Consider the following 16,758-nt stretch of genomic DNA (forward strand, 5'->3'; position numbering starts at 1 on the left):
TAGTATTTTGCTGGGCTAATCATAGGATTGCCAATTACCAGGAATATAGCATCATTAAAAGGAATCAATAAAGTTTCTTTGCTATTTATGCTTTGGCCTCTGCCTTTGCTTTTCTGTATAATTCCTTTGTTTTGTAACCAAGTCTTATAATTTCACGCATCTCCACCAAGCGCGCTACCTGCGTCTCTTCCTTTTTCGCACTATAGATATAACGAGCCCAGTCCTTTTGATAACCCGGTGTTAATCCATCATAAAATGTTAAATCATCCGTATTTTCTGCAAGTGCATCACGCAATTGAGGAATCATACCTTCATAATCACTTACGCACTGACTACTCGCTGTCTTCTTCTTGCCACGGCCCTTGCCATCTCTTTTTATGCTTAATATCGAAAATGTCTCATCTAACGACATCAGACTCGCAAATTTATAATCACTGCCAACAATATATTTTCCCTCGTCTACTTGAATAGCTGGGAAGATTTCATCGCGATGGATAAACTGTTCATACTTCTTATTCCCCTTTTTCGGATAAACAAAAAATAAATAGCCCTGTTCCGCGAGAATGTTTAACTTTAATGCATCTTGTAAATATGTAACCATTTCATCAATCGTAAACACAAAGGCAATGATTCGATCATGAGGTACACTCCCAGATTGGGATATTCCCTCTAGTATCATATCCTGTGGCTGATTATGAATGGCCATAGACAGTCCATCTTTAAGTTTAAACTTCTTTTGCATAGCTTTAACACCTCTTTTAATAATCAATACAATTTTCTCTTAGTTTTGATAGTATAGCTGATTTAATGAAAAATTCGTACAAAAAAAACGCTCGAATTTTCTCGAGCGTTTAATTTACATTGAAATAAACTACTTTATTTTGGTAGTCGCTACTATTCCTTTAATAATCGGAATAGTTGTTCCAATTAGCACTATCGGTAGGAACCACCAGCCAATACTCTCCGCCTCACCCAGTGCAATACGTACCATTTGGAATGATATAGCTGCAAATAAAATGAGACAAAGGTTTTTTACTTCATTTAATATTTTTCGGCTATTTAAATAAAAAGCTTCAACATTACTTTCATTTAAACGTGCTGGGTAATTATGCGTATGCGGAACCCTTTCAAGGACCGCTAGAAAAATCCATAGAAATATTCCGATCAACGGAAGGATAAATAATTCTATTTTGGAACCCCAGCGATCAACTTCTCCTGCACCATTAAAGTGAGCTGGAATCTCCTCGGGTAGTTTGCCCCACATGACAAAAGTATAAAGGATGGACAGTACAAATAATCCACCACCGATATAGTCCCAAATCTTTTCATATGTTGTTTTCGGTAATTTCAAAATAGGTCTATACATCTTCACACATCCTTGCTTATTCCTTTATTATTTCTACGGTACTACAGTGCATTTAGTTTCAAATTTATGCAAATTGTCTTAATTGTTTGTTATATACACATAACTATCCGCTTTCATTAACCGTAAAACAGCACTTTATTCTACCTTTTTTATCATTTTATCTATAACTTACGCCCTTATTATTCCTTTTCAATATAGTAAAAATTCTCATAATACTTTGTAAAATTCATATAATCTGATATAAATGGTATATACATATTTCATTTTTTTGTAACATTTCTACTAAATTACTGAGAAAGGAAACGACAACTATGCGATTTACTATCTATAAGAAGTTAATACTCGGTTTTTTTATTGTTATTTTAGTATTAGTTGGCACCATCGGATTAAACTTTAAGCAGCTTAATTCCGTAAACAAGACATATCGGGTGTTACTTGAAGAACAAACAACAAAATCTATTAGTATACAAGAACTCCGCGCAATTGCTAAACAAGAAATTGTAAATATGAGGGGCTATCTATTACTTGGAGACAAGCAAAATTATCAAAGTAATACAGCGTCCCGTGAAGAATTTAAAAAGAAATATGATGAATTAAAGACATCCTTCGATTCTCAAAAATCAATTGAATTATTAGAAGCAATCTATAAAAGCGAACAAGATGTCCAACAGTTCGCAGATCGAATGTTTTCATTAAAGGCAGATGGTGAAACAGAACAATATGTAAAGCTTGATAGCACACAGGGACGCATAATTATTAAACAATTCGATGCACGTGTGGCTAACCTCGCTAACTATCAAGATGAATATATAAAAGGGAAAATTGCTGCTACATCAAAAGAAATACAATCCATTAAATTCCAAATGATTATTCTTGGCGTCTTAGCCGTCGTCATTAGTCTGATAATTGCTATGGTCATGGGAAGCCTTATTTCCCGCCCTATCAAAGGTATGGCGAAGACTGCGAAAAAGATTGCTGGGGGCAATTTAACAGCTGAGCAAATTCACATTAAGAATCGTGATGAAGTAGGTGATTTAGCGCTTGCCTTTAATCAAATGGCGGGAAATTTAAAGGATCTCATTACAAATGTACGACATAACACTGTACAAGTAAGTGGTTCTGCTGCTGAGCTAACCGCTAGTGCTGAACAAACTATTCAAGCGACAGAACAAATTACTTCCTCTATACAAGAAGTAGCAAGTGGCTCCGAAGCTCAAGGTAAAAATGCTACTGAAAGCTCGGTAGCTATGAAAACGATGACAACAGGCATTCAACAATTGGCTGCGACTACAGCTGCCGTTTCAGAACTTGCTATCGAGACAAATACAGAAGCGAATAAAGGAAATGAATCCCTTCACCGTGTTATTACACAGATGAACACAATTAACTCTGCAGTTCTAGAATCTGCTAGCGTTGTGAAAAATTTAGAAAACCATTCTGTTGAAATCGGAAATATTATTAGCCTCATAACAGATATTGCAGAGCAAACAAATTTGCTAGCACTGAATGCTGCAATTGAGGCAGCACGTGCAGGAGATCATGGTCGTGGCTTTGCGGTAGTTGCGAATGAAGTGAAAAAATTAGCGGAACAATCCAAGCGATCTGCTGAACAAATCGCGTCTTTGATTTCAGAAATCCAACAGAATACAAATCGCGCCGTAACTGTTATGGATACTGGTACACAAGAGGTTCAAGTGGGTATGCAAGTTGTAAAAGTAGCGGAGGAAGGCTTCTCAAAAATCGTTGAACTGATCGAACAAGTATCCAAACAAATTCAAGAGGCAACGACAGTTTCAGAGGAAATGTCATCAAGTGCTGAGCAAATTTACGCATCCTTCGATGAAATTGCAACAATTGCTCAAATGTCTTCTTCCAATCTACAAAATGTAGCTTCTGCTTCTGAGGAACAACTAGCGACTATTGAAGAAGTGGCCGCCTCTGCTGCCACACTATCCAACATGGCCGAGGAATTACAAACACAGGTTGAGCGTTTTAAAGTAGATTAAAAGGGATAATTGAAAGTTAACGTTTAGCAATAAGATCTATCATATGCCTCCCGAATTGTATTTGTCTTGGGAGGCGCTGACTTTTTCAAATCTTTGAAATTTAACTAAAGCCTGCTTTGATACTATCATGTGCTTTCAACTATTTATGAAATAGATAGGAGGATATTCAATGAAAAATATGCGTATATCTAACCTTTTAAGTGATAGTGAGATTACGGATTTATTAGATGGTCCAAAAAAAATGGGTATAGTTCTCCAAAAGGAAGAAATTACAGAACTGTCTAGAGTTGTTTTGAGAGAATCATTAGAAAAAACAGTGGAGGTATGTAAGGCAAAAAAAGACTTTGAAAGTGTCGAAGCTTTTAGTAATTTATTATGTAATTTCAATAATATCACTTTTTTTGTAGAGCTTGAGAATAATGATTCTATTGTTTATTCTTTTGAATGTATTACGGATTCTACGCAGTATAGTTTAAAAGATAGTGGTTTTTTTACATTGCTAAAATAAAGGATACCTTACGATAGTTCATAAGGTATCTTTTTGTTTTAGTTAAGCCATCCCATTAAGACCTATATTTAGACAATGGTTAAACGTATAGGACGTTCTAAAGTTGATGAAACGCCGAAAACACTTTTTACTATGAATGCAAAGATTTTATTTTTTTCTTTTTAAAAACCAAAATAGTATAGTTAAAATGAAAAGAATAATTGGTGTTAGTCCAATATATTTAAAAGCATTATTTGCTCCTAATAAAAAATAAAGTGCTATAGGCAGAACTGTAATGGTACTTATCAGCATAAAAACCCAAGACTTTTTAAAAATACCTACTATTAATGTGACACCAAAAATGAAAAATGAGAGCTGCCAAAGGAACAACAGTGAGTCAGAATCCATCATATTATTTTCTCCTTTTTATAAAATCAAAGGAACTAATTTCTTATACTTATAGAATATTAATTTCTTTCCTTTTTTATGGCTCAACGCTAAAATCTGTTCTTGAATAAAATGGATAAAAAACCGTTTCACCAATGTGGCAGTTGAAGGGAAAAATAACTCTCTTTAAAGCCATACAATGTCGGCATTTTTTCACACGTAATCCGCAACGCTTTAAGGAAACGATTTTACTTGAGTGCGATGCAGAATGGATTGAGTACGACTCTTAGTCAAGCTCATGTTTTGGTGAAGAGCCTTTTTAATAAATTAATATGTTCTTAATTTAAAACTTAGGAATAACCTCCCTTCTCCAGACTTTCCATTTTCCGCCGTGATATATGCATAGCCGTCATCATAGCCTCGAACATTTAATCTATGCCATACATCTGTTCTTTTACTACTTGAAACAAAATCAGTATTATAGTAAGAATGGTAAGAGCTAGAATTTATATATTTCCCACCATCAACATACCCTTCATACTTGTTAGAAACAATATACCAATGAGTATTTAAAGAAGATGGATTGGCTGCCCAAGCAGTTGCTTTTCGACTTATCTTCCAAGCATCATTGGGATTTCCTCCCCAAGTTAATTCATGCCTTGAACGATTTAATGCCACTGAAACAGGATCATAAGTTGTGTATGTGGCACCAATAAAATAATTTATATTTGCAGCTCGTAATTCTGGTGTTAGAAAAAAATCTCTCAATTCTTTCACTTCATATTCATTTGTCGTTGGATTTATAGAAATATCATACGACTTACCTCTGTCCGCTTGACTTACTTTCAGTGTTGTAACTAGAACCTCTTCGCCTTTTTCATTAATATACCAATATGCTTCTTCTAAGGTTGTCGAAGTTTTTCGAGAGGCCTTTATGCCCTGAGCATTAGCTGGTTTAATAGTTTCTATAGATTGTGATAAGTCCCCTTCTTCTTCCGCTTCAACCTCATCTATAAGCTTTGTATTAGGTAATATCTCTTGTGCGAAAGCTTCATTAATTGGAAGGAAGATAAATAGAGCTAACCATGCAAAACTAAAAAGAATTTTTTTCATAACAAAATTCCCCTTTAATTTTATCATCACCTGGTGTTACATTTCCGTCTTCCCCTTCGACACTCAAAACATAGCATTAATTTTAAAATAAACAAAATCAATATTTGTTCATTCTCAGACATATTTTGATAATCTATTTTGTTGACAAAATTAACTTTTCCATAAAAAAGCCTCCCGAACTGTATTTGTAATTAAATACAATTTGGGAGGCAACTTCGAATCTAGTATATGTCATTCAATGATTTCATTTATTAAAAACCTGCTCGCCTTAATTTCCCAGCACTTTCCTCTTCAACAAGACCCTTAAGCTTAGTCAACACTACGTCAAAATCAGTATGTTTTCCTAGCAAAAATGTCATTTCTTGCTCAATCGGCAACCGTGTTTCAATGGCAGCTTTATTGCGCTGAGTATGTGTTTCATGTTTATCTAAAATTCACCACTTTCGCTTCATATGTATCTTTATACCGCTTAGGTAGCCGTGGAATCTGCTCAGGTAGAGTCCCTTATTTGTACTTTTCAACTAAGACATGTAGCATTTCAATCACCGACGTCTCCTTACTTGGTACTTGTAAGGACGCAAGCTCACGTACTTTATGCTCACCTACACAAACGCTTTCTTTTGCCTTTACAAACATCGAGGCATCATTCGCATCATTACCAAATGCGATAAATTCACCTTCAGAGACCCCTAATTTCATTAAGCCATTCCATTTATCTATACCATTCGGGCTCATATCTACAATATTTTCGGATGTATGTTCATACAACGAGATTGGTAGTTTTTTTAGTTCAACTACTATTTCATTACGCTGATCTCCAGGGAATAATACTACTTTCACTATATCCTTCAACTCTTGCAACGAAATATTTTTCGCAAGCTTTAGTGGATCTAAATTTTGATAAATTGGGTGTGCCTCACTGCCTGTATACGCATAATCCCAATCACCGTCTATTAAATACGGCAATCGATAGGCTGAAATAATATTTTGAATCTCTTCTACAATTCCTGCTTCAAATGCTGTTACCTCAATAGTTTCTCCGTTCCGTGCAACAAATGCACCATTTCCCCCAACCATTGAAAATTTTCGCATTGTTTCCGGTAATACTGGTAGTAAATCACGAATCGGACGAGCTGATGCAAAAATGATTTCATGCCCATTTTCGATGCAAGCTTCTAGAGCATTAGTAACTCCCTCACTTAATGGTAGACCCTTAAAGCAAATCGTACCGTCTAAATCAAATACAAATTTCATTGTCACGCCCTCTTTCTAAACTATTCATTACCCATTTATTATCTCATAAATATTTACATTTATTGTAGAAATAATAATGATTATTATCATAATGTGGGGTTGATTTCCGTTCCGGCTGGGCGCTTTGTTGTTGCTGTCGCTACGCTTTCGCACAGATAAAACAATTGCTGTCGCTTCGCTTTCGCACAGAGCAAAGCTTCCTGGGGGCGTCCGATGAGCTGCTTGGGGCAACAGGATGTTGGTCACGAAGGCGTTATCACAGGACGTGATGGTTTTAGCCTTCGTTCCTCTATTGCTGATCCCCAAGGAGTCGCCCGGCCGTAACGAAGATCAACCTTTATACATGACATACGTTTTAACAAAACCACCCCAAAATTTCAGAGAAAAGCTAAAAATAAAGGAATTTATTATTATCAAATGATTGACTTTATAATAATTTGTTGCCTACCACATAAAACAGAAAAGAAATAATTTTTAGAATATTATTGACATTCACATGATATCGAAGTATGATTGCTTTCAACAACACATTATTGTAGGCCAAGATTGGAAATAGTAGAAATGCAAGTGTACTTGTAGAGAGTCGGTGGTTGGTGCAAACCGATAGGCACACATTTTGAACTCGTCCATGAGCCACTCCCTGAACTTTAAGTAAGGGACGTCGGTTTCCTCCGTTAACGGGATAGACAGTGATAGCTGTCGATAAGGGGGCTTTTTCTGTAAAGAGAAAGTCAATTAGAGTGGTACCGCGAGCATAAACTCGTCTCTATATTTTTATATAGAGGCGGGTTTTTTTGTTTTTATTAAAATCATTGGCCTAGGTGTGGAATTCGTCTCTAACAGAGCTAACGGTTCAAAGCAGAGACATTATCAATATAATGATAACTACTACAAAAGGAGTGTTTGAAAATGGGAAGAAAAATTTGGGTGTTTGATACAACTTTACGTGATGGCGAGCAAGTGCCAGGTGCAAAACTGAATTTATACGAAAAAGTAGAGATTGCTCAGCAACTCAAAAAATTAGGCGTCGATATTATCGAAGCTGGTTTCCCTGCTTCATCACAAGGAGATTTTGATGCCGTTAAAGCTGTCGCACAAAAAGTTGGGAATACAAGTGATATTATGATTACTGCTTTAGCACGTGCTGTACAGGCAGATATTGATGCTGTTTATAATGCTGTAAAATACGCTGAAAATCCTATGATTCATATGGTGCTGGGTACTTCTGATATTCATGTAGAGAAAAAGTTTAGCAAATCCAAGGATCAGATTCTACAGATTGGCGTAGATGCAGTAAAATATGCGAAAACTCTTCTACCACAAGTCCAATATTCAACAGAAGACGCATCTCGCTCTGATTTTGAATATCTTTGGAAAACCATTGAAGCCGTAATGAAGGCTGGTGCAACGATGATTAATGTACCTGACACAGTCGGCTTTGCAGAACCAGAAGAATTTGGAGCGATGATTTATAAACTAAATGACCGTATGAAAAACTTAGACGACAGCGTTCTGTTAAGTGTTCATTGCCATAATGATCTTGGCATGGCAACTGCTAACACGCTTGCTGCGATTAAAAACGGCGCAGATAAAGTAGAATGTACAATTAACGGCATTGGCGAACGCGCAGGAAATGCAGCATTAGAGGAAGTCGTTATGGCATTAAAAACACGTAGCTCTGTATACAATGCTGAGACACGTATCAACACAAGAGAAATTATGAATACGTCTCGTCTTGTTTCAAGCTTTATGGGCCTAGACGTACAAGTAAACAAAGCGATTACTGGAGATAATGCTTTTGCCCATTCATCTGGTATTCATCAAGACGGTCTTCTTAAATCTCGTGATGCCTATGAGATTGTCCATCCAGAAGATGTAGGTCTTGATGATATGGAGCTAGTCCTGACAGCTCGCTCTGGGCGTCACGCGGTGAAAAATGCCCTTGAAAAACTGGGCTTTTCAAATCTTTCAACGGATGAATTCGAAGGAATCTTCGAAGGCTTCTTAAAGCTGGCTGATGCAAAGAAAGAAGTTTACGATCACGATTTATATGTTATTGTAGAAAGCTATTATGAAAAGCATGACGCAAATAATGCCAATGCCACTCATTATAGCGATCAATTCTTTGACTTTGATGATTTACAAGTCGTCAGCAACGCAAGCTTCCCTTCAGCAAGCGTGAAAGTCCGTAAAGGTGGCGAGGTATTTAAAGCTAGTGCAGTTGGCTCAGGTCCAATTGATGCCCTTTATTCAGCCATCGCAGAAATTACAAATATGGATGTGAAACTTGTAGAATATAATATCAATAGCGTTTCTCGTGGTAAGGAAGCGCTTGGTAAAGTAAAAATTACAATCGAACATGAAGGTGAAAAGTATATCGCCAAAGCTGCAGATACAGATATTTTAAAAGCGAGTGCGCTAGCTTATATTAATGCCATCAACAGTATTGTTGTTGCCAAATTAACGCCTGTTATGAATTAAATAGTCGAAAGCAGTATGACCCAATAGTGTCATACTGCTTTTATTTTTCCTATCGACTGCCCTCTACTAACTTTCGATATTCCTCTTCAATCAATTCAACATCAAGACGTTCAAACAGTGGTGCCACTTCGCTAATGCTTGCTGGTAAGTCCACTTGTTCATGCCACGTTACTTCATTTATTCCTAACATTACCCTCACCTTCTCAGCTGAAAACGGTAAAAATGGATGTAATAGCTGGCCAAGATTAGCAATAATATAAACACATGTTGCCAGTGTTCGATTGCCAGCTTCCACATTCTCTTTCACCTGCAGCCACGGCTGCTGCTCGTCAAAATAACGATTAGCCGCACGAATATATTCAAAAATAGCTTCTAATGCATGCTTAAAATGACCCGCTTCTATATGATTCCCAACATCGTTAAACAGCTGAATTGTGTGTGTTCGAATAGTGTCATCTACCTCGGCATGAGGCACTTTGCGATCAAATGATTTCTCTAAAAACTTCAATGTACGATTAACAAAATTACCGTAAGCGCCAAGTAATTCACCATTATGACTATAAATAAATTCTCGCCAAGAGAAATCAGTATCGCGATTTTCTGGCGCATTCATTGTTAAAAAATAACGAATGGAATCTGCATCGTAACGACTCAAAATATAAGGCACCCATACCGCCCAGTTTTGGCTCGTCGATAATTTTCGTTTTTCTAATGTTAAATATTCGTTTGATACAATATGTGTAGGTAATGCCTTCGCTCCTATTCCCATTAGAATGCCTGGCCATATAACTGTATGGAACGGGATATTATCTTTACCATGTACATAATATGAAATCGTTTCTTCATTCCATAAATCTTCAATCGCTAGTTGATGCTGCTTTGCCCATTCTAAACTCGCTGTTAAGTAGCCTGCTACTGCTTCAATCCATACATATATTTTTTTGCCTTCAAAACCTGGTACGGGCACATCTATTCCATTTGGTAAATCCCTTGTTACAGCACGGTCCGGGACCCCTTCTGCCAAGTAACGCTCTGTTAAACCTAAGGCATTGTCTCGCCAGCGTTTTTCTGCCTTTGCCTCTGCTAAATAAGTCTCCAACCTCCCCTGAAACTGACTAAAAGCAAAATAAAAATGCTCTGTCTCCCTGATAATTGGCGCATTTCCACAAATTTTACAGCGTTTATCGATCAAATCGAGCGGGTCTAAAATGGTTGAGCAATTATCACATTGGTCACCACGCGCCTTCGCACCACAGTTTGGACAGATCCCCTCGACAAATCGGTCAGGTAAAAACTGCTTGTCTGTTTCGCAATATGCTTGTTCAATTTTCTTTTTGTATAAAAAATTGTTCGCTAATAGCTGTAAAAAAATTGTTTGAACAGATTCATGATGGTGCTGCGCATCTGTTCTCGTATACAAATCATAGGTGAATCCTAATTCATTGAAGCATCTTGAAAACTCTTCGTGATAATGATTAGCAATTGCTTCCGTTGTCGTGTTTTCTTGTGCAGCCCGAATAGAAATCGGAGTGCCATTACAGTCACTTCCTGAAACATATAGTACCTTCTCGCCCTTTTGTCGATAATATCTAGCCAAAATATCACCCGGTAATAATGCGGCAACATGCCCTAAATGCAAAGATCCATTTGCATATGGCCACGCGCCTCCAATAACGATTGTCATCCTAAATTGCTCCCCTCACCAAAAATGTACGAAAAAATTGTATAAAAAAACGCCCTAATCAAAATTGATTAGGACGAGTATACCCGTGTTACCACCTATATTTACAAATAGCTCTCACTATTTGCCTCCATCAGTGCGTCTCATTTCAAATTTCAATGAGAGATACTGCCGCTGTTGTAACGAGTGCCCATCTCGTCGTAATCTACTCGCAAACATGCTTTCGGTACGAAGCTCAAAGGTCATTTTCAAAAGGGGACATTTACCTCATTTCCACCAACAGAGGCTCTCTATATAATGCTTATCCAATCTACTTTTCCTTATCAATGCTTTTATTATAGATTTCCACCATCTTACTCTTTTTGATTATGAATTGCAATGTATGTCGATAAATCGTTCCTATTTCTCGATAAACTAAAAAAGTTGGGTGATAAATCATTCAATCTTCTCGATAAACCGAAAAAGTTGAGCGATAAATCGGAATATGTAGTCGATAACATTTTATCCTAGCTTTATTTCAAGTAACTCTTTTAAATCATCAATAACAATGTCCGCTTTCTGTAATTCTGTTTCCTGTGCAAAGTCGAAACGTACCCCAACAGAGAGTAACTGATTGTCATGAGCTGCCTGAATATCAGAAGAACGATCACCAACAACTGCCCCGCTTTGAATGGCATTTTCCTCGATGACGTTTTTCACTAAATCAGATTTATGACCACTCGAAATGGACTGAATACTATATGTACCTTTGATAAAACGCTGTAATTGATAGGTTTCCACTATTGCTTGTAAATACTCGGTTTGCCCATTACTAGCAATGAATAAATCATAGTTTTCTGCCAAAGTAGCCAGTGTTTGCTCCGCATGTGGATACAATGCGCCCTGGCAATTGCGTATTTGTTCAATAAGCTTAATGTGGAATAATGCATTGCTTTCTTCACGTGTCTCTAGCGTGTGCATAGGACATAACGTTTCCCACACAACAGGTAATGAAACACCCATAATTTCGCGGTATTTCTCTATAGGTGTTTCCCCCTGCCACAATCCCTTTGTACGTAGCACATCGAACGTTGCCGATAGTGCTGGCTCTAATATTAGATTTGTTTGAAATAAAGTACCATCCATATCAAAAATAATAGCTTTTTTCATAAAATCACCCCTTCTACTATTATCAACGTATTATTAAAAGGAGTGTTGCAACTATTAGTCATCAAAAAACTCCATATGCATTTTTTCCTTCTTATAGTAATCTAATCGATCCTGTAAAGTCCCTGTATGAAATTCGAATTTATGACCGTCTAGATCCGTGAAGTAAATCGATTTTTTATCTCGCACATCTCTTTGTCTACCTTCTAGGATATTGACATTAAGTTGGATTAATTTTTCATACACTTTGTCAAAATCGTCCTCATGGATAGAAAACGCTATATGTGTATAAGATTGATGTATTTCATTGCGTGGAATATCCTGCTCTACATTCAGGGCAAGCCACAGCCCATTTACATCGAAATAGGCTGTACTTTTCCCCTTCACTAATAATTTCGCGTCAAAAACCTTTTCATAGAATGCAATGGATTCCTCAAGATTTGAAACTGAAAATAATAGATGATTTATGTTTTGGATTGTCATGCGTATGTCCCCCAACTTGAAACCGCTCATATCAAGTTTCGTTTAATTTGATTTTTTACCTTTCTTCCCCTTCGCAATTTGCTTTGATTTGCGTTGCTCAGCAAGCTTTGCCTGCGCATTTGCTTTTCGTTCGATAAAAGCAAGCTCTCTTTGCAATTTAAAGTAGCTTTGGAGACGTGATTGTTCAAGCACACCATCTGTAATGGCTTGCTGTATAGCACAATGTGGCTCCTTCTTATGTGTGCAATCTCTGTAACGACAGGCTGTAGAAAGTTCCTCAATATCCTTAAAACTAGAGGCTAGGCTGTCACTCTGATCCCATAATTGCAGTTCTCGCATTCCAGGTGTATCAATTAAACAGCCACCTCCTGGCAATAAAACTAATTCACGATGTGTGGTTGTATGGCGCCCCTTCGCATCATCTTCACGAATATCCGAAACCTTCATATAGTCCTCACCACTAAGAGCATTAGTCAATGTGGATTTCCCTGCACCAGAAGAACCGAGCAACGCACCTGTCACACCTTCTGTAAATAGCGTACGAATATCTTCTAAGCCCTCTCCTGACACAGCACTAGTCACATAAATGTCCACACCGAACGCTACAGACTCAACCTCACGTATCTTACTAGAAATATCTTCACACAGATCAGCCTTTGTCAATACAACGACCGGCTTCGCACCTGAATCCCACGCGGCTACTAAATAGCGTTCTAAACGACGAATATTAAAGTCAGCATTTAAGCTCATCACTAGAAGCACGATATCAACATTCGATGCTACAATCTGCTCTTGTATTCCCATACCCGCAGCCTTACGTGAAAAGACTGATTTTCGTGTAAACAATTTATGAATAATCGCCTTTTCCTCACCAGGCATTTTCTCAACTAGCACCCAATCTCCAACTGCTGGGAAATCCTCACGTGCTAATGATGTATACGCGTAATGTCCAGCAATCGTCGCTAGCCATTCTCCTTCTTCTGCCAGTACACGATAGGAATGCTTATGCTCTAATGTAACCCTAGCTGGCACACAATTCGCCAGTTTAGCATCCTGCTTATATCCAGTCATTTGCTCTTCAAAATATGTTGAAAATCCTAAAGTTGTTAAATTCAATTTGTTTTCCTCCTAAATGTATATACCATTTGTCATCAATTAAAAATAAACACAAAAAAACCATGTCCCTCCGCAATTCGGCAGTTACAAGGTTCACAGGCACATTTAAGAGAATATACAAATCACCACAATCATGAATTAAATCTCACTACTATGTGTGGTTAAATTGTATATTTTAGGCGTGTGAAATTGAACAAACCGAATTGCTGTTCGTTAATAGCGGCTTTATTCATCATGTCACATCACCTACTTTCGATTTTGTTATTTTCAATATAACGGAATCTTCCGAAATTGTCAATTTAAGAATCATAAACAAAACGAGTGGTTGATTTCCATTCCGGCTGGGCGCTTTCCTGGGGGCGTCCGATGAGCCGCTTCACTCGCAATGCTCGATCCAGGGTCTCGGGCCAACAGGATGTTGGTCACGAAGGCGTTATCACAGGATGTGATGGTTTTAGCCTTCGTTCCTCTATTGCTGATCCCCAAGGAGTCGCCCAGCCTCCACTCCAATCAACTTATTTACATAGTACATGTTTTAACAAATGTCATCCACAACTATTGATGATGAGCCCAATGTAATATGTAATCTAACAAGCATGTATCCCCTCCCTCCCCGCATACAATAAACAAGATCACTATTGACGAAGGAGATGTTGAATTGTCAAAAATCATTTCGATCAGTACATACAAACCACCGTACACATTACAACAGACAAATGCGGAGGAGCTAACGAAGGAGCTATTTCATGCAAAAATCCCTAAATTAGAACGCTACTTAAAAGTGTTTGAGAATGGTGGTATTGCCACACGCCATTTTTGTGTACCGCCAGAATGGCACCGTACCGATCATTCCTTTGAGGAACGTAACGATTTATATATTGAGCTAGCTACACAATATAGCGTTAACGTCATTCAAGCCTGTTTACAAAATGAAGCATTTTTACAATCACCGATTTCTCCTAAAGATATCGATGCCATTATTTTTGTGAGTAGCACAGGCATTTCTACACCAAGTATTGATGCACGGGTTATGAATCAACTTCCTTTTTCAGACAGACTTAAACGTATTCCACTTTGGGGACTTGGCTGCGCTGGCGGTGCAGCTGGTGTTAGTAGAGCCTACGATTTTTGTCGTGCCCATCCGGAAGCAAAAGTTCTTGTTGTTTGTGTTGAGCTATGTAGTCTAACCTTTCAGCCAAATGATTTTTCAAAAAGTAATTTAATTGGTGCCTCTCTTTTTGCGGATGGTGCAGCATGTATACTCGTCTGTGGAGATGAAGTGAACATCGCAGTAAAAAAATCAACACCTACTATTATCGGAACTGGCTCTAAATGGATGCCAGACTCAGAAAATGTTATGGGCTGGACTATTAAAAATAACGGTCTCCATGTCGTTTTTCAGAAAAGTATCCCTGCCATCATCACCAATTGGCTCGGCCCATTCATTGAACAATTTTTAATGGAACATGAACTATACTGTGAACAGATTAATCATTTCATTGCACATCCTGGTGGTAAAAAAGTATTAAAAGCTTATGAAGATACGCTTTATCTAGCTCCCCAAAAAACCGACATTTCTCGGGAAATATTAAAATATCATGGAAATATGTCATCTCCTACGGTGTTATATGTGTTGGAGCAATTTATGTTAAACGAAGGACAAGTAGAGGATACTGGTTTGCTCGTCGCTCTCGGCCCCGGCTTCTGTGCTGAAGCTGTATTACTTAATTGGAGGGAGTAGCATGATGATTTACATTATTTTGAGCCTCGTCATTCTACAAAGATTGACAGAAGTTTTCATTGCAAAACGCAATGAAAAATGGATGCTCTCACAAGGGGCATATGAAGTTGGTTCTTCTCATTATCCATATATGGTTACTTTGCACGCTGCTTTTTTCTTGTTTTTAATCATTGAAGTAGTTACTAATCATAAAAGTATATCGCCTTTATTTCCGTTATTATTCTTATTATTTATCGCCGTTCAAGCATTACGCATTTGGTGTATTCGTTCATTAGGGTCTTTTTGGAACACAAAAATACTAATTTTACCTAATGCAGAAGTCGTACGGAAAGGCCCTTACACATTTATGCGTCACCCAAATTACGCAGTTGTTTGCTTAGAAATTATTCTTCTACCTTTAATGTTCCAAGCATATTTTACAGCATTCTGCTTTACACTTTTAAATGTAACAATGCTATCTGTACGCATTCCAATTGAGGAAAAAGCTTTACGAGATGCGACAAATTATAATCATGTATTTCACAAGAAGATTTCGGAATCCTAGCCGAAATCTTTTTGTTTCTCTCGCAATTACTGCTTGTAAAAGCCCAATTGGCGAAGAATAAAATGCCAATATAATAGAATCCTAACAACATAAAAATAGCTGCTTCAAAAGTGTCTTGTTTTACTTTTGAAACAGCCCTTCACAACATACGTTATACAGTTTTATCAGTATTGATTTCGATAGTCAGCTCGTTCAATTTGTGGTCCAAATCCTCAAGCAAGCGTAATTTATGATTCAACTGCTTTTCAAAATCCATTGATTGAGCCAATACCTTATTTACTTGGGCATCTACGTGTGTAAGGAATTCGGGATTCATCATCGTTTTTCCACTCAGGGAAAGGCTATATTTTTTTACATCCGCTAATTCTTCCGATAATTTTGCTATCTCACTGCTTTTCTCCTCTATTTCTTTGGTTAAATGCTTATTATCTGAATTGACTTGTTCTAAACGGGATCTTTCAATAGCATCAATGATAGTCTTCATTTGTAGGCTCATCTCTCTTGTAAAAACATTCAACTTATTTTCAAGGCCATCCACTGTAGTCTTATAATTAGCATCTGAATTCATAGAAATTATTTCATCTTTAGTGAACTTTAAAGATTCCTTTAGTAGCTTATTTTCTGCACGCAGTACTTCCAGTTCTTTTAATAAACCCTCTATCGAAGAAAGTTGTTTTTTCTTCTGGATTTCTCTTGCTTGTATATCATCATAGTAAGTTTTTATTGTTCTATCATGGTCTCTCTTCAGCTTTAAAAGCTCCATCGAAAGCTCCTTTTTCTGTTTTGTTAATTCAACATTTTCTCGCTCTAATCTCAGTATTAGTGAATAATAATCACCATCTCTGAGCCTTTTAACTTCATTTTTATATTTCGCTAATTCGGCTCTTAAAAAAATGATCATTTGCTGGAGTTGAATAGGATCATTGTTTTTGACAATATCATTATCCACACTT

16 protein-coding genes and 2 other annotated features are annotated in these 16,758 nt (G+C 37.3%); of the genes, 5 read left to right on the forward strand and 11 right to left on the reverse strand.

Annotated features, from left to right (window positions below):
• Positions 1 to 85 precede the first annotated feature (85 nt).
• Positions 86 to 769, reverse strand: a complete 684-nt coding sequence (locus ACQKMI_RS16795; RefSeq protein WP_427490763.1) for a YdeI/OmpD-associated family protein — start codon at positions 767 to 769, stop codon at positions 86 to 88.
• A 102-nt stretch (positions 770 to 871) separates the two neighbouring features.
• Complete coding sequence (locus ACQKMI_RS16800; RefSeq protein WP_427490765.1) at positions 872 to 1,366, reverse strand: DUF1648 domain-containing protein; 495 nt, start codon at positions 1,364 to 1,366, stop codon at positions 872 to 874.
• A gap of 311 nt (positions 1,367 to 1,677) precedes the next feature.
• Here ACQKMI_RS16800 and ACQKMI_RS16805 point away from each other — a divergent pair, with 311 nt between their 5' ends.
• Together ACQKMI_RS16805 and ACQKMI_RS16810 are read left to right on the forward strand one after the other, a co-directional pair.
• Positions 1,678 to 3,372, forward strand: coding sequence for a methyl-accepting chemotaxis protein (locus ACQKMI_RS16805; protein ID WP_427490767.1), 1,695 nt, complete (start codon positions 1,678 to 1,680; stop codon positions 3,370 to 3,372).
• A 169-nt stretch (positions 3,373 to 3,541) separates the two neighbouring features.
• A complete protein-coding gene (locus ACQKMI_RS16810; protein WP_427490769.1) occupies positions 3,542 to 3,880 on the forward strand; it encodes a hypothetical protein in 339 nt (112 codons plus the stop codon).
• Between the two features lie 147 nt (positions 3,881 to 4,027).
• Here the strand turns inward: ACQKMI_RS16810 and ACQKMI_RS16815 are convergent, their stop codons facing one another.
• The 4 genes from ACQKMI_RS16815 to ACQKMI_RS16830 form a co-directional block, all read right to left on the reverse strand.
• A complete protein-coding gene (locus tag ACQKMI_RS16815; protein ID WP_427490771.1) occupies positions 4,028 to 4,270 on the reverse strand; it encodes a hypothetical protein in 243 nt (80 codons plus the stop codon).
• Between the two features lie 303 nt (positions 4,271 to 4,573).
• Positions 4,574 to 5,359 (reverse strand): hypothetical protein, encoded by a 786-nt coding sequence (locus ACQKMI_RS16820; RefSeq protein WP_427490773.1) that lies wholly within the window; start codon positions 5,357 to 5,359, stop codon positions 4,574 to 4,576.
• Positions 5,360 to 5,610: 251 nt separating this feature from the next.
• Entirely contained in the window at positions 5,611 to 5,736 is a 126-nt protein-coding gene (locus ACQKMI_RS16825) for a hypothetical protein (protein ID WP_427490775.1), read from the reverse strand.
• 127 nt (positions 5,737 to 5,863) lie between these two features.
• Complete coding sequence (locus tag ACQKMI_RS16830; RefSeq protein ID WP_427490777.1) at positions 5,864 to 6,613, reverse strand: HAD-IIB family hydrolase; 750 nt, start codon at positions 6,611 to 6,613, stop codon at positions 5,864 to 5,866.
• A 533-nt stretch (positions 6,614 to 7,146) separates the two neighbouring features.
• Positions 7,147 to 7,384, forward strand: a binding site (T-box leader).
• Positions 7,385 to 7,522: 138 nt separating this feature from the next.
• Between ACQKMI_RS16830 and ACQKMI_RS16835 the strand changes: the two genes are divergently transcribed.
• Entirely contained in the window at positions 7,523 to 9,094 is a 1,572-nt protein-coding gene (locus tag ACQKMI_RS16835) for a 2-isopropylmalate synthase (RefSeq protein ID WP_427490779.1), read from the forward strand.
• 49 nt (positions 9,095 to 9,143) lie between these two features.
• On the opposite strand, the gene metG is transcribed toward ACQKMI_RS16835, so the two are convergent.
• The 4 genes from metG to rsgA form a co-directional block, all read right to left on the reverse strand.
• Positions 9,144 to 10,778: a methionine--tRNA ligase gene (gene metG / locus ACQKMI_RS16840; protein ID WP_427490781.1), complete on the reverse strand. Its 1,635-nt coding sequence runs from the start codon at positions 10,776 to 10,778 to the stop codon at positions 9,144 to 9,146.
• A 66-nt stretch (positions 10,779 to 10,844) separates the two neighbouring features.
• Positions 10,845 to 11,111, reverse strand: a binding site (T-box leader).
• A 165-nt stretch (positions 11,112 to 11,276) separates the two neighbouring features.
• Complete coding sequence (locus ACQKMI_RS16845; protein ID WP_427490782.1) at positions 11,277 to 11,924, reverse strand: NIF family HAD-type phosphatase; 648 nt, start codon at positions 11,922 to 11,924, stop codon at positions 11,277 to 11,279.
• A 54-nt stretch (positions 11,925 to 11,978) separates the two neighbouring features.
• Entirely contained in the window at positions 11,979 to 12,404 is a 426-nt protein-coding gene (gene fosM / locus ACQKMI_RS16850) for a FosM family fosfomycin resistance protein (RefSeq protein WP_427490783.1), read from the reverse strand.
• A 42-nt stretch (positions 12,405 to 12,446) separates the two neighbouring features.
• The gene (rsgA, locus tag ACQKMI_RS16855; RefSeq protein ID WP_427490785.1) at positions 12,447 to 13,520 is read right to left on the reverse strand and encodes a ribosome small subunit-dependent GTPase A; all 1,074 of its coding nucleotides are present in this window, start codon (positions 13,518 to 13,520) and stop codon (positions 12,447 to 12,449) included.
• Between the two features lie 658 nt (positions 13,521 to 14,178).
• On the opposite strand from rsgA, the gene ACQKMI_RS16860 reads away from it, so the two are divergent.
• Both ACQKMI_RS16860 and ACQKMI_RS16865 read left to right on the forward strand, forming a co-directional pair.
• Complete coding sequence (locus tag ACQKMI_RS16860; protein WP_427490787.1) at positions 14,179 to 15,261, forward strand: type III polyketide synthase; 1,083 nt, start codon at positions 14,179 to 14,181, stop codon at positions 15,259 to 15,261.
• Between the two features lies 1 nt (position 15,262).
• Positions 15,263 to 15,805, forward strand: a complete 543-nt coding sequence (locus tag ACQKMI_RS16865) for an isoprenylcysteine carboxyl methyltransferase family protein (protein ID WP_427490789.1) — start codon at positions 15,263 to 15,265, stop codon at positions 15,803 to 15,805.
• Between the two features lie 151 nt (positions 15,806 to 15,956).
• Here ACQKMI_RS16865 and ACQKMI_RS16870 read toward each other — a convergent pair whose 3' ends face one another.
• Entirely contained in the window at positions 15,957 to 16,754 is a 798-nt protein-coding gene (locus ACQKMI_RS16870; protein ID WP_427490791.1) for a hypothetical protein, read from the reverse strand.
• Positions 16,755 to 16,758 lie beyond the last annotated feature (4 nt).

Source organism: Lysinibacillus sp. NPDC097214, from assembly GCF_050277945.1.
Lineage (GTDB): Bacteria > Bacillota > Bacilli > Bacillales_A > Planococcaceae > Lysinibacillus > Lysinibacillus xylanilyticus_B.